Origin of the sequence: Paenibacillus typhae (assembly GCF_900099765.1) — a bacterium.
Taxonomy (GTDB): domain Bacteria; phylum Bacillota; class Bacilli; order Paenibacillales; family Paenibacillaceae; genus Paenibacillus_AQ; species Paenibacillus_AQ typhae.
On sequence record NZ_FNDX01000006.1, the window covers coordinates 211,476 to 232,277 of the forward strand.

The 20,802-nt window shown below is 52.1% G+C and carries 20 protein-coding genes; 16 read left to right on the forward strand and 4 right to left on the reverse strand.

The annotated features are described in order from the left end of the window. Positions 1–10 precede the first annotated feature (10 nt). The 3 genes from rhaD (at position 11) to BLR64_RS08045 (ending at position 3,493) form a co-directional block, all read left to right on the forward strand. A complete protein-coding gene (gene rhaD, locus BLR64_RS08035) occupies positions 11–856 on the forward strand; it encodes a rhamnulose-1-phosphate aldolase (RefSeq protein WP_090713624.1) in 846 nt (281 codons plus the stop codon). A 180-nt stretch (positions 857–1,036) separates the two neighbouring features. Beyond that, complete coding sequence (locus BLR64_RS08040) at positions 1,037–2,131, forward strand: NADH:flavin oxidoreductase (RefSeq protein ID WP_090713625.1); 1,095 nt, start codon at positions 1,037–1,039, stop codon at positions 2,129–2,131. A 171-nt stretch (positions 2,132–2,302) separates the two neighbouring features. Next, positions 2,303–3,493, forward strand: coding sequence for a beta-ketoacyl synthase N-terminal-like domain-containing protein (locus BLR64_RS08045; protein ID WP_090713626.1), 1,191 nt, complete (start codon positions 2,303–2,305; stop codon positions 3,491–3,493). Positions 3,494–3,505: 12 nt separating this feature from the next. Here BLR64_RS08045 and BLR64_RS08050 read toward each other — a convergent pair whose 3' ends face one another. Beyond that, positions 3,506–5,125, reverse strand: coding sequence for an alpha/beta fold hydrolase (locus BLR64_RS08050; protein WP_090713627.1), 1,620 nt, complete (start codon positions 5,123–5,125; stop codon positions 3,506–3,508). Positions 5,126–5,551: 426 nt separating this feature from the next. Here BLR64_RS08050 and miaB point away from each other — a divergent pair, with 426 nt between their 5' ends. From miaB to BLR64_RS08095, 9 genes are all read left to right on the forward strand, one after another. Then, positions 5,552–7,159: a tRNA (N6-isopentenyl adenosine(37)-C2)-methylthiotransferase MiaB gene (miaB, locus tag BLR64_RS08055; protein WP_090713628.1), complete on the forward strand. Its 1,608-nt coding sequence runs from the start codon at positions 5,552–5,554 to the stop codon at positions 7,157–7,159. Between the two features lie 24 nt (positions 7,160–7,183). Then, positions 7,184–7,636: a YlbF/YmcA family competence regulator gene (locus BLR64_RS08060; protein ID WP_090713629.1), complete on the forward strand. Its 453-nt coding sequence runs from the start codon at positions 7,184–7,186 to the stop codon at positions 7,634–7,636. A 143-nt stretch (positions 7,637–7,779) separates the two neighbouring features. Next, positions 7,780–8,550: an NUDIX domain-containing protein gene (locus BLR64_RS08065; RefSeq protein WP_090713630.1), complete on the forward strand. Its 771-nt coding sequence runs from the start codon at positions 7,780–7,782 to the stop codon at positions 8,548–8,550. A gap of 47 nt (positions 8,551–8,597) precedes the next feature. Further along, complete coding sequence (locus tag BLR64_RS08070) at positions 8,598–9,146, forward strand: cysteine hydrolase family protein (protein WP_090713631.1); 549 nt, start codon at positions 8,598–8,600, stop codon at positions 9,144–9,146. Continuing rightward, a complete protein-coding gene (locus tag BLR64_RS08075; RefSeq protein WP_090713632.1) occupies positions 9,136–10,620 on the forward strand; it encodes a nicotinate phosphoribosyltransferase in 1,485 nt (494 codons plus the stop codon). The genes BLR64_RS08070 and BLR64_RS08075 overlap by 11 nt, the downstream gene beginning before the upstream one ends. 409 nt (positions 10,621–11,029) lie before the next feature. Continuing rightward, a complete protein-coding gene (locus BLR64_RS08080; protein WP_090713633.1) occupies positions 11,030–12,040 on the forward strand; it encodes a 2-oxoacid:acceptor oxidoreductase family protein in 1,011 nt (336 codons plus the stop codon). Positions 12,041–12,066: 26 nt separating this feature from the next. Then, complete coding sequence (locus BLR64_RS08085) at positions 12,067–14,373, forward strand: thiamine pyrophosphate-dependent enzyme (protein WP_090713634.1); 2,307 nt, start codon at positions 12,067–12,069, stop codon at positions 14,371–14,373. Positions 14,374–14,569: 196 nt separating this feature from the next. Continuing rightward, positions 14,570–15,175 carry a DUF1349 domain-containing protein gene (locus BLR64_RS08090; RefSeq protein ID WP_090713635.1) on the forward strand — a complete coding sequence of 202 codons (606 nt, stop codon included), beginning with the start codon at positions 14,570–14,572 and terminating at the stop codon, positions 15,173–15,175. A 111-nt stretch (positions 15,176–15,286) separates the two neighbouring features. After that, on the forward strand, positions 15,287–15,526 hold the full coding sequence (locus tag BLR64_RS08095; RefSeq protein ID WP_090713636.1) for a hypothetical protein: 240 nt from the start codon (positions 15,287–15,289) through the stop codon (positions 15,524–15,526). Positions 15,527–15,606: 80 nt separating this feature from the next. Here BLR64_RS08095 and BLR64_RS08100 read toward each other — a convergent pair whose 3' ends face one another. The 3 genes from BLR64_RS08100 to BLR64_RS08110 form a co-directional block, all read right to left on the reverse strand. After that, positions 15,607–16,122: a MogA/MoaB family molybdenum cofactor biosynthesis protein gene (locus BLR64_RS08100; protein ID WP_090713637.1), complete on the reverse strand. Its 516-nt coding sequence runs from the start codon at positions 16,120–16,122 to the stop codon at positions 15,607–15,609. Positions 16,123–16,184: 62 nt separating this feature from the next. After that, complete coding sequence (locus BLR64_RS08105) at positions 16,185–16,811, reverse strand: YczE/YyaS/YitT family protein (protein ID WP_090713638.1); 627 nt, start codon at positions 16,809–16,811, stop codon at positions 16,185–16,187. After that, the gene (locus BLR64_RS08110) at positions 16,808–17,254 is read right to left on the reverse strand and encodes a GNAT family N-acetyltransferase (RefSeq protein ID WP_090713639.1); all 447 of its coding nucleotides are present in this window, start codon (positions 17,252–17,254) and stop codon (positions 16,808–16,810) included. Before BLR64_RS08110 ends, BLR64_RS08105 begins: the two co-directional genes overlap by 4 nt. Positions 17,255–17,438: 184 nt before the next feature. Between BLR64_RS08110 and BLR64_RS08115 the strand changes: the two genes are divergently transcribed. The 4 genes from BLR64_RS08115 to BLR64_RS08130 all read left to right on the forward strand — a co-directional run bounded on the left by BLR64_RS08115 (position 17,439) and on the right by BLR64_RS08130 (position 20,795). Next, positions 17,439–18,470: a CobW family GTP-binding protein gene (locus BLR64_RS08115; protein WP_090713640.1), complete on the forward strand. Its 1,032-nt coding sequence runs from the start codon at positions 17,439–17,441 to the stop codon at positions 18,468–18,470. 148 nt (positions 18,471–18,618) lie between these two features. Further along, positions 18,619–18,966 (forward strand): four-helix bundle copper-binding protein, encoded by a 348-nt coding sequence (locus tag BLR64_RS08120; RefSeq protein WP_068720905.1) that lies wholly within the window; start codon positions 18,619–18,621, stop codon positions 18,964–18,966. Between the two features lie 198 nt (positions 18,967–19,164). Beyond that, positions 19,165–20,088, forward strand: a complete 924-nt coding sequence (locus BLR64_RS08125; protein ID WP_090713641.1) for an ATP-binding cassette domain-containing protein — start codon at positions 19,165–19,167, stop codon at positions 20,086–20,088. Continuing rightward, positions 20,085–20,795, forward strand: coding sequence for a hypothetical protein (locus BLR64_RS08130; protein ID WP_090713642.1), 711 nt, complete (start codon positions 20,085–20,087; stop codon positions 20,793–20,795). The genes BLR64_RS08125 and BLR64_RS08130 overlap by 4 nt, the downstream gene beginning before the upstream one ends. The last annotated feature ends 7 nt before the right edge of the window (positions 20,796–20,802 follow it).

The following is a 20,802-nucleotide window of genomic DNA, read 5'->3' on the forward strand; positions in this document are numbered from 1 at the left end:
GCGAAAACATATGAGTACTTCAGTTATTGAAACCAAAGGTTATATCGCCAGCACAGAAGCACCTTTCATCCAGGAAATGTCCGAAATTACCCACCACATGTGGTCCCTGGGCTGGGATGAGCTGAACGGCGGCAACATCAGCTATCTGCTGGATGAAGAAGAAGTAGCCAAGTACATTGATATCCGTGAGCCCCTGCGTACTATCCAGCTTACTTTCCCTGTAACTGAGCTTGCAGGCAAATACTTCATCGTGACAGGTTCCGGCAAATACTTCCGCAACGTGATTAAAGACCCGGAAGCTAACCTCGGCGTACTGCGCGTATCCGCTACAGGTGAGAGCGTTGAAGTGCTGTGGGGTCTGCGCAACAATGCTGTACCTACAAGCGAGCTGGCTTCCCACTTCATGAGCCACATTGAACGCCTGAAGGTTGATCCTACGCACCGCATTGTTCTGCACACTCACGCTACCAACGTTATTGCTATGACGTTCACCCATGATCTGGATGAGCTGAAATTCACCAAGACGCTCTGGGAAATGTGCACAGAATGTCTGGTTGTATTCCCTGACGGCATCGGCGTTATCCCTTGGATGGTTCCGGGCAGCAGTGATATCGGCCGGGCAACAGCCGCCAAGATGAAGGACTACCGCGTAGTCATCTGGCCGCAGCACGGTATCTTCGTGACAGGTGCGACTATGGACGCTACCTTCGGCCTGGTAGAAACGATCGAAAAAGCAGCTATCATCTACAACCTGATCGGCGGCAGAGAAATCAAACAGACGATTACCGACCAGCAGCTGGCTGATCTGGCTGCAGCTTTCCGTGTAACACCAAAAGCAGGCGTTCTGGACTTGTAGAATTTAATTTATATAAGAGAAACCGGACATCAGCAGTGTTTCTGCGGGTGTCCGGTTATTTTTGTCTGTTTGGCTAATCGGGCGAAAACGGCCAAATGTGCTGCGCCATTTGCTTTTGATCCCGCCAGCCATCATAATATACTTACTTAAAGTAATTATATTATGTAATGGAGGACCGATATGAACACAGACCTATTGTTTACTCCTTTTCAGGCAGGAACGCTTTCCCTTGATAACCGGATTGTTATGGCTCCGATGACCCGTGCTTTTTCGCCGGAAGGTGTGCCTGGTCCAGATGTGGCTGCCTATTACCGCAAACGCGCGGAGGGCGGAGTCGGGCTGATTGTTACCGAAGGTACGGCTATCAACCACCCGGCAGCTGTCAGTCATCCCGGCATCCCGAATTTCCACGGCGAAGCCGCGCTTGAGGGCTGGGCTGAAGTAGTCAGAGAAGTCCACGCAGCCGGAGGCAAAATTATTCCGCAGCTTTGGCATGTCGGCATGGCCCGTTCCATCGGCGATCTTCCGAATGCGGATGCGCTGCCGGTCGGGCCGTCCGGGCTGAGCCTCGCCGGCGAGCCGGTAACAGAGCCGATGACCAAGCAGCAGATCGACGGCATTGTTGCTGCCTTCGCGCAAGCGGCAGCGGATGCCAAGCGAATTGGTTTCGACGGCATCGAGCTGCACGGGGCGCATGGCTATCTGATCGACCAGTTCTTCTGGGAGAAGACCAACCAGCGCACGGATGAGTACGGCGGTGATCTGGAAGCCCGTACGACCTTTGCCGTCGAAATTATTGATGCCTGCCGCCGTGCTGTGGGTCCGGATTTCCCGATCGTGCTGCGGTTCTCGCAGTGGAAGAGCGGCGACTATTCGGCCAAGCTGGCCCGTACACCGGATGAGCTGGCCCGGTTCCTGACACCGCTGAGCAATGCCGGCGTAGACATTTTCCACTGCTCCACCCGCCGCTTCTGGTTACCTGAGTTCGAAGGCTCCGAGCTTAATCTGGCCGGCTGGACGAAGCAGATTACCGGCAAACCGGTCATTACTGTAGGCTCTGTAGGCCTGAACAGTGAATTTACAGGCGGTGCAGCAGACCCGCATGAGGAGGATAACCTCGACCGTCTGGTAGAGCGGCTGGAGAAAGGTGAATTTGATCTCGTAGCTGTAGGCAGAGCGCTGATCAGCGACCCCGAGTGGCCAGCCAAAGTGCAGAGCGGACACAAGGAGGAGATTATTCCGTTTACTCCGGCTGCAACCCGAACATTAAGCTGATTTATTTTTTGAATGCATACACAGCAATGAATAACAGCATCAGCGAAAAGAGCTTTAACCGTTTGCTTAAGATTCTGATCAGCCAGATCCCGGATCTGGCAAGCGGCGAAAGCTCTTTTTGTCGTGGTTCCCTAATAAAAATTTATTCTCCGGGAAAAAGGGTGAATTAGGATGAGGCAGCGTATAGCTGTAACCGGGTTTGGGGTTAAGGTGCCTAATGGTGAGAATTGTGATGAACTGCTGCAGAATCTGCTGAGCGGAAATTATAAGTTTACAGTGCGGAAGGATCTTACCCCTGACGGGGTTTCGCTTACGGTTGGCGAAGTTAAACAGCCTCTCGGTTTATTGGATGAGAAGCAGTACCGGGTGTTGCCGCGGATCGCCAAACTTGCGGTCAGCACCCTTACGGAAGCGCTCGAAATGTCACAGCTGGACCTTAAAGATCCAGAGACAAGTACAGGAATATTTATGGGAACGACCATGGGAGGGACCACAGAACTTGAGGCGATGGTCAGACTTTCATCCGGGGATCAGTTCAAGGAAATGCCGGTCTACTGCTGCGGACTGGTGCACTATCACAGTCTGGCCTCGGCGGTTGCGGGTTATTTTCAGCTGAACGGGATTACCAAAACGGTGACCACCGGCTGTACTGCCGGTATAGAAGCTATAGAGGATGCAGTGGTGTATCTGCAAAACGGCCGGATCAATACGGCCATTGTCGGTGCAGCTGACAGCAGCACCAATAAAGTAACCGTTTTCGGTTTTGGCAAACTGCGGGCCCTGCCGTTCAATCAGCAGGCGGAGGCGGCAGGTGCCCCTTTCAGCAATAAGAGCAAGGGTTTTATATTATCGGAAGGAGCTGCGGGTCTGATTCTGGAAACAGAAGAGCACGCGAAAGCCCGGAAAGCAGTGATCTACGGGTATATTGATGCTATAGCGACTAACAACGACGGTAAATCGGTGAACGGGCAGGACCCGGCAGGCCGAATTATGAAGGAGGTTGTGGGCCGTGTGCTGGCCGGAAGAATACCGGATTATTACAACAGCCAGGCTCTCGGCTATGCTCCTAATGACAGCATTGAAGACATAGTCTCGCGGGATGTGTTCCATCACAAGGTTCCTCTGACTTCGGTCAAAGGGCTGATCGGGCATCCGTTCAGTGTAAGCGGGCCTGCACAGATTATTGCTTCGCTGCTTGGCTTCCGGGAGCAGTTCATTCCCCGGACGATCCGGACGGACCAGGCAGGGTATGAGCATCTTCCGCTAATCACGGAGACCCTGCTCCAGCCATCTGCTAAAGTGCTGATTACGAGCCACGGTTACGGCGGCAATAATGCAAGCGTGTTTTTGACGAGAACCTGAGCCGGACCGGTCCTATAATCGGGCGCCGGGCTTTTCTGGCGCAGGCTGCAGCATGGCCAGCTTGCTGCGCCATGTCCTGGCCTCCTGTTTCTGCTGGTTCAGCTCATATAGCACTGCAATCCGTTCATAGGCATCATACTCTTCCGGATTGAACAGGATAACATATTTCAGGCAGGCGATTGCCCTCGTATATTTACCAAGTTTAGCCAGCACATCTGCCTCATAATGGGCCAAGGCAACCAGATCGATCTCAAGCCGGGTCCGCAGATTCAGGTTCCAGTCCTGATCCAGATTCCGGAAGAGCTCATCATCGACCTGCTGGAAGACATCCTGGATCAGGCTGTCTTTACGTGCAGGGTCTGTTTCCTTAACCGCCAGCCTGGTATTCTCCAGCAGGGTCAGCAGGTCACAGTCTACCGGGGCCATCAGTGAAATCTGCTGGTTATCACTATATAGAAGCCGCGTTTCTTCATTATTAAGCAGCTGCTTCAGATGATTCAGGCAGACACGAAGCTGGCTCCGGGCCTTGGTGTTCTCCATGTCCTTCCAGAGATCCTCGCAGAGCTGATCCCGGGCAGCACCCGGGTGCAGCAGCAGGTATATCAGCAGCTCTTTGGCGCTTCTTCTCCCCCAGCCGCCCAGCACCTGCGTATCATCAAGGAAGACCTGAAATGATTTCAGCAGCGTTACCTTTAGCCGGGCAACAGGAGCAACAGGAGCAGCAGGGACAGAAGTGTCATCGAGCTGCGCCTCCACGTTTACCATTCCGATAAAATCGGAATGCAGCTCCAATAAATAAGGGTCAAGCGGTGCCCGGTTACTTGTCTCCGTATCAAAAAACATCCGGATTTGCTTATATGTCTCCTCCGGCTGGTCATAAAACAGCATGTTGGATGCATTGTAGACAGTCATAAAGCGGCAGTTCGGGTTCGCCGAGGCAATCAGGCCGGACAGGTACGGCGGGTACATCGGATCGCGTTCACCTGTCAGCAGAAGCAGAGGTCCTGTATGCTTCTTGAACATCTCCATGATCTCGTCGTGGGCCCCCGCAAAAAAATCCAGCAGCTCAATATAGCTGTCAAAGCTTACCCTTGCGAATGCTGCAAACAGACGGTTAATTTCCGGTGTTCCAGGCTGAAAAAGCGTTGCATTCGGAACGACATGGCCGGCCAGGGCGCTCATGGACTGATGCTTCACCAGATTTTTGCGATAGTCCGCATATTTGCCGGCAGTGCTGCTTGAATTGAATAACGGCAGTGACAGCATGACGTTGCTGCGTACTTTTGCAGGATATACCTTGGTATAGTAGAGGCCAATAATGCATCCGGCACCATGGGAGATGATATCAAATTGTTCAATCCCGAGTCGGCGCAGCAGGCTGTCCAGATGTTCTACATAAATCCAGGCAAGCTTGGAAGGGTCAATGCTGTCTGTGCCGCTTTGTCCGTGTCCGCGGAAATCGTATCTGAGCAGGTGGAATTCATCTTCCATATAGGGAACGATCCGGTCCCAGGAGGTCAGATCAAAGCCCATCCCGTGAATTAGGACAAGTGTCCGGGTATTTTCGTGAGCCTGTTTAGCCTCTTTATATTCGTAATGTAGTTGTAAACCGCTCTCCAAAGTATGCTTCATTTCAGTGCTCCTCTGTCGGACCGCATAATCTATGTATCTATATTGATAAAAAAGGCAGTTATTTTATCATAATATGCGGTTTTTTGTAGAAAAGTGTAACGTTAATGTAACGGTATGCTGTTAAAATGGGAGAAAGCTGAATTCACGGGGAGATGATTTGCTGAAATGAAGATGTTTTTCATCTGCGTCAAAAAATCCAAACTTGAGATGGTGTACCTGCGAATGTACATCCGCCGCAAATGATGATGCTCCGCATACTTTATATATCACTCAGAGCCTTCCTGCCGAATCGCTGGAAGGTTTATTCGTTATGCCTGCATTGCCGGATGGATTGGCCTCCAGCATTTATGCTATAATTTTTTATTGGCGATAATACAATTAACCGATTTGATTACTGAAGCTTTCATTCATAAAGGACGTGAAAACATGACAATGGGGAATAACTCACCGGACTTAAAATCCGGCAAGGGCGGTTCGAAGGATTACTCGAAGTATTTTGATTTTTCTGATGCCAAAGTCATCAGTGAAGAAGAGGGGAAAACGACTTACCGGATCAAGGGTCGTACCGTACAAATCAACTCCAACCCGGATTATAAGGAAGGCAAGCGCCGGGGCAAGCAGGAGATCGAGGTTATTAACTTTGAAGATGCGGAAACCATCCGGATTATGGAGCAGTTCCGTGAAATGAACAGTCATAAGCAGCAGTATTATTTCATTGCGACCTACGGCTGCCAGATGAATGAGCATGATACCGAAACGATGAAGGGCATGCTGGAGGAAATGGGCTATCAGCCGGTGGAAGACCGTACTGAAGCGGATATTATTCTGCTGAACACGTGCGCGATCCGCGAAAATGCTGAAGATAAAGTGTTCGGCGAGCTGGGCCACCTCAAAACACTGAAGCTGGAAAAGCCGGGGCTGCTGCTGGGCGTCTGCGGCTGTATGTCCCAGGAAGAAGGCGTTGTGAACCGGATTATGGCCAAGCACGGGTTCGTGGACATGATCTTCGGAACGCATAATATTCACCGTCTGCCGCAGATCATCAAGGAATCGCTGTTCAGCAAGGAGCTGGTGGTCGAGGTCTGGTCCAAGGAAGGAGATATTATTGAGAATCTTCCCAAGAAGCGGGAAGGCATGCGCGCCTGGGTGAACATCATGTACGGCTGCGACAAGTTCTGCACCTACTGTATTGTACCGTTTACCCGCGGCAAAGAGCGCAGCCGCCGTCCGGAGGACGTAATCACCGAAGTACGCGAGCTGGCCCGCCTGGGCTTCAAGGAAGTCACGCTGCTCGGACAGAATGTGAACGCCTACGGCAAGGATTTTACGGATATGGACTATACATTCGGGGATCTGATGGATGATATGCGCAAGATTGATATACCGCGCGTCCGCTTCATGACCTCGCATCCCCGCGATTTTGACGATAGATTAATTGAAGTGCTGGGCAAAGGCGGCAATCTGACGGAGCATATCCATCTGCCGGTGCAGTCCGGAAGTACGGCGGTGCTCAAAAAAATGAGCCGCAAATATACGCGTGAGGCTTATCTGGAGCTGGTCTATAAGCTGAAAGCGAGTGTGCCGGATGCCGTGCTGACCACGGATATTATCGTCGGCTTCCCCGGCGAAACCGAGGAGCAGTTTGAAGAGACGCTGTCCCTCGTCCGTGAAGTAGGTTATGATATGGCATATACCTTTATTTACTCGCCGCGTGAGGGTACGCCGGCTGCAGCAATGGAGGATAATATTCCGCTTGAAGTGAAGAACGGGCGGCTGAAGCGCCTGAATGATCTGATTAAGGAACAGAGCCGGGTCAGCAACGACCGGATGCTCGGTGAACTGGTGGAGGTGCTGGTGGAGGGGGAGAGCAAGAACAACGCAAATGTACTCTCCGGACGCTCCCGTGCCAACAAGCTTGTTCATTTCGAAGGTCCCAAGGAGCTGATCGGCAGCTTTGTGCAGGTAAGAATTACCGATACCAAAACCTGGTATATCAAAGGGGATTATGTGGCTGAGGCTGCAGCAGTCCTCTAATCATAGAGAAATGGGGCGAGAAGCATGAGCCAGGAGAACCCGAATGTGAACAAATACGGCATGCAGAGCTACGATACCCGTGATCTTATTGTACGTGAGGATATTATGGGCAAAGCCAAGGAGCTTGCTGCTCTGATCTCTACCAGTGAAGAAGTGCGGCATTTTCAGCAGGCGGAGCTCAAAATCCAGAATCACGAGCGGGTGCAGGGGCTGATTGCCACCATTAAGAAGAAGCAGAAGGAGATTGTGGCCTTTGAAAGCTTCGGCAATAAAGCGATGGTTGCTAAGATAGAGCAGGAAATCGAAGCGCTGCAGGATGAGATCGACGGCATTCCGCTGGTGAATGAGTTCCAGCAGAGCCAGAGCGACATCAACTACCTGCTGCAGCTGGTCATTTCGGTCATCAGGGATACCGTTTCTGAGAAAATCAGCGTGGAGGCCGGCACGGATGCGCCGCCGTCTACCTGCGGAGATTGATTCGGGCTTGAGAGGGGGGCGGATGAAGATCCGTCCCTTTATCTACATCTGAATGTGCCGGATTTATTGATTTTAGAAGAGCAGGTTTGGTACATTAAACGATACGAACAGTAAACAATGACAGCGGCAAAGGATGATCTAAAGTGAGCGAGAACGTGGAACAAACCTACAACGCCAAAAAGTACCGCACCCCGGACGGAGTTCCGGCCGACATTGTGATGTTCACTTTGACGAAGCGGGAACGGAAGACGGTCACGAAGACGCTTCCTCTGCGCGAGCTGAAGGTAATGCTGATCCGGCGCAAAAAATGGCCGTGTGCCGGCATGTGGGCGCTGCCCGGAGGCTTTTGCCAGGAGGATGAGTCCATCTATGATGCGGCCACGCGGGAGCTGAAAGAGGAGACGGGGGTGGACGGCGGACATCTGGAGTATCTCGGTGTGTATAGCACTCCCGGACGTGATCCGCGCGGCTGGATTATCAGCCATGCTTTTTTTGCGCTGGTGGAGGAATGGATGCTGGAGCAGAGACAGGCCTCGGATGATGCCGGTGAGGTCGGCCTGTTTACACTGCAGGAAGCGCTGGAAGAGCTTGAGCTTGCTTTTGACCATCGTGACATTATTAAGGATGCTTATCTGCGGATTCAGCAGCAGATGCTGCAGACGACGATTGCCCGGCAGTTTTTGCCCCGGCATTTTACACTAAGCGAGCTTTATCAGGTTATCCAGACGGTAGTGCCTGAGTTCAAAGAGCCGAATTTTATCCGCAAAATCACTTCAACACGCAGCAGGCAGGGTATATTAAAAGAAGTGCGTGATGAAGCAGGTAACCCGGTCAGCTCGAACCAGTATTCCCAGCGGCCTGCGCAGCTCTACATGTTCACTGACCATGAGCCTTTATTATCTATTTATACTTGATATAGCGCTTCAATCACCGTCTTACTACACTAAAGGAGGCTTATCCAATGAAGGCATTGATCGTGATAGATTTCACCAATGATTTTGTTGACGGCAGTCTGCCGGTCGGGCAGCCGGGAATTGATATTGCACCCAGAGTTAATGAATTGACGGAGCAGTTTGTAAAAAGCGGCGATTATGTGGTCATGGCGGTTGACCTGCATGAGGCGGCGGATCCTTATCATCCCGAGAGCAGGCTGTTTCCGCCCCATAACCTGCGTGAGACGTCCGGACGGGAGCTGTACGGCGGTCTGAAGGCTGTCTATGAAAAGCACCAGGGATCTATCTATTGGATGGACAAAACACGCTACAGCGCCTTTTGCGGCACCGATCTGGAGCTTAAGCTGCGTGAGCGCGGAATACAGGAGCTGCATCTGATCGGAGTCTGCACTGATATTTGTGTGCTGCATACTGCGGTCGATGCCTACAACAAAGGATTCGGAATTGTGATCCATGAGGATGCAGTGGCCAGCTTTAACGCTGAAGGCCATGCATGGGCACTCGGGCATTTCCGCGGCAGCCTCGGAGCACAAGTGGTACGTGCCGATGCAGAATAACACAGGTCTAGGAGATGAGGATTTGAGGAGAGAGCTTGCTCTACATACAGACAAGTATCAGATAAATATGATGTACGCCCATTGGGTGAACGGGACGCATAAGCGCAAGGCGGTATTTGAGGCGTATTTCCGCAAGCTGCCCTTCGGGAACGGTTTTGCCGTCTTCGCCGGATTGGAGCGTATAGCCCAATATATCAGAGACCTGCGGTTCACGGAAGATGATATCCGTTATCTGTCGGAGCAGGAGGAGAATTATGCGCCTGCTTTTCTCGAGGAGCTGCTGCAGTTTCACTTCAAGGGAAACATCCATGCCATGAAGGAAGGAGCGCTTGTCTTTCCGGATGAGCCGCTGGTACGCGTTGAAGGAACGATTATGGAAGCACAGCTTGTGGAGACAGCGATTCTGAACTTTATGAATTACCAGACGCTGATTGCCACCAAGGCTTCACGGATCAAGCAGGTTGCTCCCAACGACATCCTGCTGGAGTTCGGTACCCGCAGGGCGCAGGAGGCGGATGCAGCGGTATGGGGCGCACGGGCGGCATATATCGGCGGCTTCCATGCTACCTCCAACATGCTGGCCGGCCGGATGTTCGGCATCCCGACCAAAGGCACACATGCCCATTCTTGGGTCCAGAGCTTCAGCAGCGAGCAGGAGGCATTCGATGCCTATGCCAAGGTGCTGCCGGACGGCGTTACTTTGCTGGTAGACACCTTCGATACCCTTCGCAGCGGTGTGCCGCATGCGATCAATACCGCGAAGAAGCTGGAAGCCGCAGGCAAGAAAATGAACGCCATCCGCCTGGACAGCGGAGACTTGGCGTATCTGTCCATCCAGGCACGCAAGATGCTGGACGAGGCAGGTCTGGATTACGTGAAGATTGTTGCTTCAAATGATCTGGACGAGAATACCATTATGGACCTGAAGCTGCAGGGGGCTGCGATTGATACCTGGGGTGTCGGCACACAGCTGATTACAGCTGCCGATCAGCCTTCCCTAGGCGGGGTGTATAAGCTGGTAGAGATCGAGTCAGCCACCGGTGAGATGATCCCGACCATCAAGATCTCCTCTAACCCGGAGAAGGTATCTACGCCCGGCAAGAAGGATGTGTTCCGCATTGTCGGCACGAACGGCAAGGCAATGGCCGATTACATCAGCTCTCCGGACGAAGCTGCCCCGCGCAACGGCGCCCGGATCAAGCTGTTTAATCCGCTGCATCCGTATTTGCGCAAGAATGTTGACAAATACGAGGCGCTGCCGATGCTGGAGCCGATTTTCGTGAACGGGTTCCAGGTCTACTCCCTGCCGCCGCTGGAAGAAATCCGCCGCTATCATGAACAGCAGCTCGACTTGTTCTGGCCGGAATATTTGCGTAAGCTGAATCCCGAGGTGTACCGTGTTAGCCTCAGTGAGCAGGTATGGAACCGCAAGCAGCAGCTGATCGCCGAGCATATGCAGCTGGATCTTGAATAGCCTTATTTTGCCCCAGAAGCCCATCCATCCGGATGGGCTTTTTGAGTTGTCCTGACCGCCGGCAGGGTTGTAGTTGTGATAAAGATCATGTTTTATGTGACAAATTTAACATCTTAATTTTTAATTTTATAGCTAAATTAAGGGTGACCTTGTGTTCGCGGGAAAGCTCGTAAATGACGGATTACACATAATTTTCACATTTTGCAATTTCTATGGCAGGTTACCTTCTGTTCAGGTAACGCAGCGCTGTCGCGTATAAAGAAATCGATCGAAATCTATAAATTATTGTGATTCCCGGACCCGTGAAAATGCAAGATTTGTCACATTCGTTACCATCATTATCACGTTACAATCATTGAAAAAGTCAAAAGGATTGTTTTATTCTTGACACTCGAAAGGGGTTATGTAGGTGGTACAACTACCAAAAGTAAACAGTCTGGGATTCTTTGAAATCCGGCTGGAATCCATCGGAGGGCTCGGGGCTAACCTGGCCGGTAAAATGCTCGCGGAAGCAGGCGTTGTCGGAGCAGGATTGAACGGGGTCAGCTTCTCATCCTATGGCTCGGAGAAAAAAGGCTCGCCTGTCAAAGCCCACATCCGGTTCTGTGATCTGGACACGCATATCCGCGATACTTCACCGGTAGAACGTCCTCATGTGGTTGGCGTATTCCATGAAGCGCTCGCCAAGACGGTCAATGTAACCAGCGGGATCAGCGAAGACAGCACCGTTCTTGTGAACTCGGCCAAGACGCCGGAAGAACTCAAAGAACTGCTGAAGCTGAAAGCCGGTACCATTGCTGTCATTGATGCAACAAGCATTGCACTGAAAGAGAAAAACCGCGTAAATATGGCCATGCTGGGCGCGCTGTTCCGGCTTTGTCCGTTTCTTGACACGGAGACGATGAAGGGCGTTATCGAGAAATCGCTCGGCAAGAAATATCCGCAGGCTGTACAGTCCGCTATTACGACCTTTGAGCGCGGCTACAACGAAGTGAAGTTTATGCACTTTGAGCTGCCTGAAGGAGAGAGCATGCCTGAATACGTACGCTCCGACATTTCGGCTCTTGGCTACGACACCCAGCCGATGGGCGGCTCGATTGTGAATCCCGGCAACAGCTTCCTGAAAAACCTCAGCATTTCCCGTTCCGGCATGATTCCGGCTTATGAGAACGAGTCCTGTATCAATTGTGCACAGTGCGATACCGTCTGTCCTGACCAGTGCTTTGTCTGGGAAGAACGGCTTGACCGCAAAGGGCGTTCGCAGATGTTTCTGCTGGGTATCGACTATCAGTACTGCAAAGGCTGCCTGAAATGCGTAGGCGCCTGCCCGACCTCGGCACTGTCCAGTATCCTTGAGAAGGAAGGCTATGCAGACAGCCACACTGTGAAACATACCTTTGATTTGGTCCCGCAATTATAAATCCGGTAAGAAAGGCGGAATGAACAATGGCTATAGATTATGAAAAAGAAGTAGGCTCTGCCAAGGTAGAGCAGAAATTCCTGTATGAATCAGGCAATGAAATGGCAGCCTACGCTGCCCACCAGATTAATTATCATGTTATGGGATATTTCCCGATCTCGCCATCGACGGAGGTAGCCCAGTTCCTCGATACGATGAAAGCAAGCGGACAGCATGATATTATGCTCGTTCCTTCAGACGGTGAACACAGCTCGGCAGGGATCTGTTATGGTGCCTCCACAGCCGGCGGACGCGTATTCAACGCAACCAGTGCGCAGGGCTACATGTTCATGCTGGAGCAGCTGCCTGTACAAGCAGGTACGCGTATGCCTATGGTAATGAACCTGATCTGCCGCTCGATCTCAGGGCCGCTGAACATTCACGGTGACCACTCTGACTTGTATTTCGCACTCAATACCGGCTGGCCGATCCTGATGTGCCGTGACCCGCAATCGGTCTACGACATGAATCTGATGGCACTGAAGCTGGCAGAACATGCGAAGGTCCGGCTTCCGGTTATGGTTGCTTCGGACGGTTATTTCACTTCTCACCAGAAGCGCCGCGTACAGGCTTTCGCCCACCGGCAGGATGTCCAAAAGTTTGTAGGCGAACAGCCTCCTGTAGGCTTCACCGATACGCTTGACCGGAACAATCCGGTTACGGTTGGTCCTTACATGAATGAACCGGATTATATCAACAACCGTTACCAGCAGTCCGTTGCGATGTACAACGCCGGTGAGGTGTTTGAAGAAATCGCTCAGGAATTTGCCGAGCTGACCGGACGCCATTATGAGGTGATTGAGCAGTACCGGATGGAGGACGCCGACGTTGCCGTCTTCCTGATGAACTCTGCATCCGAGATTATCAAGGATGTTGTCGATCAGCTGCGCCTGCAGGGCATCAAAGCCGGAGCGATCTCCCCGAACATGATCCGTCCGTTCCCGCAGAAGCAGATTGCGGAAGCGCTGAAGAATGTCAAAGCTATTACTGTAGGTGACCGTGCGGATTCCGTCGGCGGACATGGCGGTAATATGGTCAACGAAATCAAGGCGGCCCTGTTCACCTACGGCAACACAACCACCAAGGTTATCAGCCGGATTTACGGTCTGGGCGGTAAAGACTTCTACGCAGAAGACGGCCATCACTTCTTCCAGCTGGCTATGGATGCCGTTGCCGCTGACCGTGTTGAAGTGCCGTTTGATTACTACGGTCACAATCCGGGCGAGGCAGACAAAGCACCTAAGCGCCTGCTGAAGCCGTTGGATTTCGATTCCCTGAAGACCGGGCTGATTACCGTTACCAAGAATGAAGAAACCGGCAAGCTTGCGGTTAAGGTTCCGCCGGTGCGCAGCCTGATGAAGAAGCCGAGACGCCTGTCTCCGGGGCATGGCGCATGTCCGGGCTGCGGTATTTTCTCAGGACTCGAGCTGTTCTTCAGAGGGATTGAAGGAGATATCGTCGCGCTGTATCACACAGGCTGCGCTATGGTAACTACAACCGGTTATCCCTACTCCTCCCACAAATCAACGTTTATCCATAACCTGTTCCAGAACGGTGCTGCTACGCTTTCCGGTGTGGTAGAAATGTTCTGGGAACGCAAACGCCGCGGTGAACTGGACGGACTCGGACTTAAGGATGACTTTACCTTCGTGATGGTTACCGGGGACGGCGGTATGGATATCGGGATGGGACCTGCTATCGGTGCAGCCCTGCGCGGACACAAAATGATTATCGTCGAGTACGATAATGAAGGCTACATGAATACCGGTGCACAGCAGTCGTATTCGACCCCTCTGGGGCACCGCACCTCTACATCCAGCATCGGCAAAACACAGCAGGGTAAAGTTACTCAGCACAAGGATACTGCGCAGATTATGGCAGCTACCAACATTCCTTACGTGTTCACCGGCTGTGAAGCTTATCCGCAGGATCTGTTGAAAAAAGCGGCGAAGGCACAGTGGTATGCACAGAACGAAGGCCTGGTTTACGGCAAGATTCTGATTGCTTGCCCGCTGAACTGGATGAGCGAGGACAAGGAAGGCACGAATATCGTGTCCTTGGCCGTTGAATCCTGCTTCTTCCCGCTCTATGAAGTGGAGCAAGGCGTTACTAATATTACCTACAATCCGGAAGAAAAGAATAAACGGGTTGAGGTGTCTGCGTGGCTGAAGACGATGGGTAAAACCCGCCATCTGCTCAAGCCGGAGAATGAGCCTGCACTGCGCAGCTTCGAGAGTGAGGTTCAGCGCCGCTGGAGCAAGCTCGTCGCTAAGCATGAGCATCCGGACCTGTAAGTAACTGCGGATTCATAACTTTTCATATCTCACAGCCTGACAGTCTAATTGTCAGGCTGTGTTTGTGTTATCAGGGCGGGTATTAAAGCTATTGCAGGGGAGTAGCTGCATTTTCTGCTGCATTTTGATAGAGTAGGGTTGATGAATACAGGAAGGCATGGACATTCTAAACAGCTGAATCCGGTAAAGGAGCGTGTTGGTGATGAAAAGGGTGGACTGGCAGGACGGAATCTGGAGTAATGAGCCGCATTCGGTTGCAGAGCAGAACGGCAAACTGATTGTTCAGGCTGTGGAGGGCAGTGATTACTGGCAGAAGACCATGTACGGCTTTCAGCATGATAACGGGCATGCGCTGCTTGCTGCTTGGACAGAAGGAACTGCGGTAGAGGTCAGCTTTGACGCCGGAAGCCTAACCGAGCTGTACGACCAGGCGGGGATTATGCTGTGGCACAGCCCGCTGCAATGGATCAAGGCCGGGGTCGAAATCAATGACGGCGTGCCGCATATAGGTGCTGTGGTAACAGATCAATACTCTGACTGGTCGCTGTCACCTGTTCCGGAATGGGCCGGGCAGATTGTGACCATCCGCGCTTCACGCCTGAAGGATGCTGTCATTCTCAGAGCCAGAACCGGCGTGTATCCATGGCGCACGATCCGGGTCGCCAGATTCCCTTATACGGGTGAAGTACAGGCCGGCCCGATGCTCTGTGCTCCGACCCGGCCCGGGCTCAGGGTGGAGTTCACAAGCTGGATCTCTACTTCGCCGGATACAGATGTTCATGATGAGCCTCCGGGGGAATGAGCTTGTTGCCTGATACTCTCTTATGGGGAATAGGCGGCATATTACATTTTGCATAAATAGCTTTTCTCCCAGCCATTCTAAGTATAAAAATTCTGCCGGGAGGAAGCTTTGATGAGATTTCAGATAATACTGCTGGCTGCCGCACTGGCTGCCGGGTTAGTAGGCGCGGGTAATATTCAGCATAACTATATCAAGCAAGCATATATAACATCACATGGAAGCCTGGAACAGCTCTCAGAGGGCTCTGTTGCCCGACTGTATACCTCTTTGGAGAAAGAGAAGGGCAAATATACAGATAAGCTAAAAGCGCTTCTAAACCAGCTTATGGACGGGGTGCATGCCTCGCATTAATACTTGGTGGAAAAATTTCAGCAGAAACAAGGCCGGTAACTGCATCGACAGATGCGTTACCGGCCTTGTTTGGCTTCCTGCTATTCCTTCTTATAAATCTCCCTCATCACATGCCGCAGCTCAGGAACAATCAGCCGGCTCATCGCCAGCTTGATGGCCCCCGTAGAGCCAGGCATCGAGAAGACCGCTGTATTGCCGATCGTGCCGGCGATAGCCCGGCTCAGGATGGCGGCAGAGCCGATATCCTCGGTAAAGCTGAGCAGCCGGAAGATTTCGCCGAAGCCCGGGAGCGATTTGTCGAGCAGCGAGGCGACAGCCTCATAGGTGGTGTCTCGCGGTGAAATGCCCGTGCCGCCGGTCAGCAGCACTGCTTCGATGCCGGAATGAACGGAGCTTTTGTAGACCAGTTCACGGATGTCCTCATAATCGTCTTTGACGATGGTGCGGCCGACGACCTGATAACCGGCCTCCTCCAGCATTGATACAAGGAGCTGGCCTCCCGTGTCTGTCTCCATAGTACGGGTATCAGAGACGGTGATGACGTAGCAGGCTACGGTCTGCGGTGCTTGCTTGCGGTGTTCTTCGACAGATGACATATTATCCACTCCTAGAGTCCAAATCGATTCCCTATCTTCCTATTTACCCATAATACCAGTCTTTATAAGGGCTGTTCCAGTGAAATGCGGTTTAAGGCCTTCTCTGTAAGCGGCATAAAGAAATTAAGGATGAATCCGCCCAGACATACGGTGAGCAGGGTGCCGATCCCGATAGGCCCGTTTGAAATAAAGGCCGCCAGCAGGAACAACAGATAAAGGAGCGTACGGGTAAAAAAGATGCTGCGGCCCGTCAGCTTTTGCAGCAATAGGGTCAGCCGGTCTAACGGGGAGGGAGCGAATTTGGCTTGCAGATACAATGCGGTTCCCAGTCCTGTGACGATTAAGCCTGATGCAAAGCAAACCAGTCTGCCGGCCGGCAATCCGGGTTCAATCCAGTCATTAAGCAAGTATAGCCAAACATCGATCCCGAGGCCGGTTACAAAAGCAGTCGCCAACCCTAATATTTCCGGTCTTTTTCCGGACAGCCAAGTGTTAAGCACCAGCAGCAGTATAGCGATGAGGATTTCCCAGCTGCCCACGGTCAGGCCGATACTGCCGGAAAGGCCGACCAAGGTAGCGTCAAAAGGGGAAGCACCAAGGCCGGATTGTATGGTCAGTGAAATGCCGAGCGTTAATATTAATAATCCGCCGATGAATAGAGAGGCAGCCGTTAGACGGGATCTGTTCATATCTGTGAAGCAGAAATCGCTTTGGTCATTAAAAAGTGCGGGATACCGTCTTCCATAAATTCTGCGGATGAGATCTGATAACCAAGCTTCTCATAGAATCCTTTGGCTTGTGACTGCCCGTGCAGTTTGACCCCGGTATAACCGTTTTGAACGGCGATTTCCTCAAGTGCAGAAATGATTTGTTTGCCTATCCCGAATTTACGGAAGGGCGCCAGAATGCAAATCCGCTCCAGCTTCCCTTTCCCCTCAAAAGCGCGAATCCGCCCTGTGCCCACCGGCTGTCCGTCATAATAGGCCAGAACATGCCGGCACTGACTGTCCAGTGTATCAAAATCATCAAATTCGTCAGCAAGCGGGACTCCCTGCTCCTCGACAAATACCTGCTTCCTGATCGAAAAAGCAGCTTGCAGCTCCTCTGGCAGCGTGATGGCCTGTACGTTCATTTTTCTCCAACCTTTCTTATCTGAAATCATTAACAAAGTATATACAAAAATATTATTGTTGTAAATGCAATAAAAATAAATCTGTCTAAGCCGGCTTTAGGCGCTCTCTGCCGAGTATCTTGCTTGTACACTCAGACTGTAGTACACTCGCTACCATACGGAATTTTTGGGGGAGCGATGAAACATGGAACAACAGGCCTTGCCGGTTTATATATTGTCCGGATTTCTCGGAAGCGGTAAAACAACACTGCTGCAGCGGCTGCTGGATCACTGGAAAAGCCAGAATCTGCGTCCTGCGGTCATTATGAATGAGCTGGGGGAAGTGAATCTCGACGGATTGCTGGTTGAGCAGGAGGTTCCGATGGCTGAAATGCTGGGCGGGTGCATCTGCTGTACAAGCCGCGGTGATCTCAGTACAGAGCTGACTACACTGGTCAAAAAAGAAAAACCGGATGTTGTGGTGATTGAAGCTACAGGTGCAGCGAATCCGCTGGAAATAGTTGATGCGGTAACGGAAACCTCACTGTATCAGCAGGTGGAGCTGAAGGGGCTGATTACCGTCGTTGATGCGGCGCATCTGCTGGAACTGTACCGCTCGCAGCAGGGAGCCACCTACCGGCTGATGCAGGAGCAGATCCGCTGTGCATCTGTTCTGATTCTCAATAAGACGGACCGTATTACAGCAGAAGAAGCTGAGGAAATCTCTGCCATTTTGCGGAAATGGAATGCATATGCCGAGATTTTGCCGGCTGTGCGCTGTGCCCTTGAACCGGAAGAGCTGCTCGGCGGCCTTGGCGGAGTGCATCTGGATGGAGATAGTGCGGATGGCGGGACTTCCGAAAGGGATGAAGAATACAGCGGGCAATCTGCCGGACAACAGGGCAAAGCTCACCATACCCATGACCATGTCATGGCGTACACCCACTACTTCAAAAATGCGGTGGACAGTGAAGCATTCGAGCAGTTTGTAAAAGAGCTGCCGCGTGATGTATACCGTGCGAAGGGCATCGTTACGTTCAGTGACACTGCGAGCCGGTTTTTGTTCCAGTATGCTTACAGGGAAGCTGATTTTATGAAAATTACACCGCAGGGAGAGGTGCCGGATGTAGCTGTCTTTATCGGTGAGCATTTCTCGGCAGGCGAGCTGCGTACCCGGCTGCTGCAGCTGGAAAAGCGCTACTTCGGCCGGCCGGCGGCAGTAAAGCGGGGCCTGTAACCGGCTCTTCCGGCAGGTCATCCGGAGCTGAGCTTCAAATTCCCGGACCTCCGGCAGACAGCCTGTTCAGCGGTGAGCTTGGTTCGTTCCTTTTCTTGCAGGTTAATACATAGGCATACCCTATACAAATTGCAGGAGGTTTAAGGCTATGACCCGAATCCAATATCAGGAATGCATCGATGCTTGTATTAAATGTATGAATGCCTGTAACTACAGCTACGTCTCCAGCCTGAAAGAATATGACCTGGCAGCGCTACGCGAGAGCATCCGGCTTGACCGGGAGTGTGCAGATATCTGTTCTTTCGCCGTTCAGGCAATGACCCGGCAGAGCCCGTTTGTCGTTGAAATCCTGCGTCTGTGCGCGGAGATCTGTGAACGCTGTGCCGACGAGAGCAGCCGGCATATGCAGACACACTGTCAGGAATGCATTGATGCCTGCCGCAGTGCAGCTCTGGCCTGCCGCCTGATCAGCGGTGCTGTTGAAGTATACGCCTAATTATCTATAACTTGATAGAACCAGACCGCCAGCAGTCCCGACTGCAGCGGATTCTGGTTTTTTTGTATGTTCGTTTGCTGGAATCATCTTCACGCAGGAAGGAAGGCGGCGATAATCTGACGAATAGTAGAGAGGATAACAAATTCAGTCACCGGTGATAGCCCGGCTGGCAGTATTTTTGTAAGGAGAAATCACCGTATGCATCAACCCCAATCTTTGATCAGCTTGACCGGTGCGACCAAACTATATGGAGGGAGAGCCGTACTGAATGAGGTTTCCCTCACCATCGGAGCCGGGTCCGCCACAGCCCTGATCGGCCGCAACGGCTCCGGCAAAAGCACACTGCTTGCCGTGCTGGCCGGGCTCCTGCAGCTCTCATCAGGTATCGTGAAGCGGTCACACCCTAAGCTCAGAATCGGCTATGCCCCCGAGGCTTTTACAGGAATGAAGCTTCCGGCAGAGCAGTATTTGCGTCACATGGGCAGGATTAGCGGAGCTCCCCCGGCTGAACTGGAGCGTCAGATCACAGAGCTGCTGGAGGCGTTTCATCTTCAGCCGTTCCGCAAGCAGCCGGTAATCGGCTATTCCAAGGGGATGCTGCAAAAGGTTAACCTGATCCAAAGCCTGCTTGGTGAACCTGAGCTGCTGCTGCTTGACGAGCCGTTGTCCGGACTTGATCTTCCGGCTCAGCACGTTCTGATTGACCGACTGCAGGAACTGAAGCGGAAAGGGACAGCGCTTGTATTCTCTGTACACGAACCGCTGTGTGTGGAAGCGCTGGAAGCGGGAGTGCATGTACTTCAGGCAGGCCGGACGCATATGATTACCAGCGCAGACAAGCTTAGAGAGAAGTCCTCCTCCTGTCTGGTATGCACGCCTTTGGAGAATCATGAGCAGCAAATCATTACAGGCATGCCCGGTTTTATTGCTGAACAGTCTGTCCATACCACTTTGGCAGGAAAGTGTACAGAGTGGACTGTCGATACTGCCTATGCGGATGATTTTTTGCGCTATATTCTCCAGCACGGCGGGTCGGTAATCTCTGTTGAGCACCGGAGCGGCCGTAATCGGCTTGAAGAATGGATGGACCCGAAACGCAGCGGGGAGGAGCATACCGGATGAGAGCGCTCATTGCCTATATGCTGAAAAGCTATACGACCTCACAACGGTTTTTTGGGCCTGTTGCAGCTGTCGTGATATTATTGCTGTTTCTTTATACATACAAGCCAAACCCTGTAATGGGCAGCTATGCAGCTACCGGTGTAATTCTGTTCATCGGCTGCGCCTGGATGGGAATCAGCTTTCTTAACCATGAGCAGGCCGTACAGCGGCAGGTCACAATCGTTCATCTGCGCAGCAGCATAAAGTACAGTCTGGGCGGCATACTGACGCTGGCTTTGCTTACAGTGGCGCTTGCATTGCTGATGGTGGTTTATCCGCTCTTGACCGGGAGCTTTGCTGAGCCGGCCGGATTATACCGGGTGACGGTCGCATTCACCGGACATCTGCTGCTGGGTATGCTCGGAGTCTCCATTTCACTGTTTCTGCAGGCTTCCTGGGTTCCCAAAAGCAGCTATGCCACCGGCCTGCTCCTGATCATCCTGATTTTGTCCATTAGCGGACTGAAGCTGGCTGAACTCATTCCCGGCCCGGTTGTGCCGGTGCTGCTGCCTCCTGCGGCGCTGTTAATGAATGCACTGATGAAGACAGATGAATGGTCGATGCCAGCGGTGCTGGGGACATTTGCCCATGCACTAATTTACATATTGCTGCTCTGCGGAGTGTATTTGTACCGCTCCGGACGCATGGATTATGGCAGGCATTTGTGAGAGAATA

Excerpts from the sequence above, each read along its gene's own strand:
- BLR64_RS08105 (WP_090713638.1), bottom strand. The coding sequence starts at position 16,811 with ATGAACAGATCCCGTCTAACGGCTGCCTCTCTATTCATCGGCGGATTA.
- miaB (WP_090713628.1), top strand. The coding sequence starts at position 5,552 with ATGACAATGGGGAATAACTCACCGGACTTAAAATCCGGCAAGGGCGGT.
- BLR64_RS08045 (WP_090713626.1), top strand. The coding sequence starts at position 2,303 with ATGAGGCAGCGTATAGCTGTAACCGGGTTTGGGGTTAAGGTGCCTAAT.
- BLR64_RS08085 (WP_090713634.1), top strand. The coding sequence starts at position 12,067 with ATGGCTATAGATTATGAAAAAGAAGTAGGCTCTGCCAAGGTAGAGCAG.
- BLR64_RS08120 (WP_068720905.1), top strand. The coding sequence starts at position 18,619 with ATGACCCGAATCCAATATCAGGAATGCATCGATGCTTGTATTAAATGT.
- BLR64_RS08075 (WP_090713632.1), top strand. The coding sequence starts at position 9,136 with ATGCAGAATAACACAGGTCTAGGAGATGAGGATTTGAGGAGAGAGCTT.
- rhaD (WP_090713624.1), top strand. The coding sequence starts at position 11 with ATGAGTACTTCAGTTATTGAAACCAAAGGTTATATCGCCAGCACAGAA.
- BLR64_RS08125 (WP_090713641.1), top strand. The coding sequence starts at position 19,165 with ATGCATCAACCCCAATCTTTGATCAGCTTGACCGGTGCGACCAAACTA.
- BLR64_RS08050 (WP_090713627.1), bottom strand. The coding sequence starts at position 5,125 with ATGAAGCATACTTTGGAGAGCGGTTTACAACTACATTACGAATATAAA.
- BLR64_RS08100 (WP_090713637.1), bottom strand. The coding sequence starts at position 16,122 with ATGTCATCTGTCGAAGAACACCGCAAGCAAGCACCGCAGACCGTAGCC.
- BLR64_RS08110 (WP_090713639.1), bottom strand. The coding sequence starts at position 17,254 with ATGAACGTACAGGCCATCACGCTGCCAGAGGAGCTGCAAGCTGCTTTT.
- BLR64_RS08040 (WP_090713625.1), top strand. The coding sequence starts at position 1,037 with ATGAACACAGACCTATTGTTTACTCCTTTTCAGGCAGGAACGCTTTCC.
- BLR64_RS08060 (WP_090713629.1), top strand. The coding sequence starts at position 7,184 with ATGAGCCAGGAGAACCCGAATGTGAACAAATACGGCATGCAGAGCTAC.
- BLR64_RS08095 (WP_090713636.1), top strand. The coding sequence starts at position 15,287 with ATGAGATTTCAGATAATACTGCTGGCTGCCGCACTGGCTGCCGGGTTA.
- BLR64_RS08115 (WP_090713640.1), top strand. The coding sequence starts at position 17,439 with ATGGAACAACAGGCCTTGCCGGTTTATATATTGTCCGGATTTCTCGGA.
- BLR64_RS08130 (WP_090713642.1), top strand. The coding sequence starts at position 20,085 with ATGAGAGCGCTCATTGCCTATATGCTGAAAAGCTATACGACCTCACAA.
- BLR64_RS08070 (WP_090713631.1), top strand. The coding sequence starts at position 8,598 with ATGAAGGCATTGATCGTGATAGATTTCACCAATGATTTTGTTGACGGC.